Annotated in this window: 1 protein-coding gene; it reads left to right on the top strand. The window is 74.0% G+C overall.

All coding sequences use genetic code 11. From position 1 onward, the window contains the following. Positions 1-331 (top strand): hypothetical protein (locus AAHM41_RS40415; protein WP_342242290.1); only part of this gene is annotated, 331 nt, incomplete at both ends.

Below are 331 nucleotides of genomic sequence, written 5' to 3' on the forward strand. Positions count from 1 at the left end.
TCTCGCCGAGGCGATGGCCACGGGCTTCCAGGCCCGGGGCATGACCGCCCTCAAGGCCGGCGATCTCGACCGCGCCGGAGAGGCCGAGACCCGCTTCAGCAACCTCTTCCTCGGCATCCGCCGCGCCATCGCGCTGAAGGCCAGGCTGCGCCAGCAGCGCGAGGACGCGCAGCGCAGGGCCGCTGCCCGGAAGCACCGGCGGCAGGACGAGAAGGATCGGCGCCGCCGCGCCGTCGCCGAGCGCATGTCCCGCGCCATCGCCGAGGCCAGGCCCGAGGCCAGGGAAAAGCTCACCACCGACCTCTGGGAACGGCTCACCGAGGACGAGCGG

The sequence above is a fragment of the Inquilinus sp. OTU3971 genome (assembly GCF_038440215.1).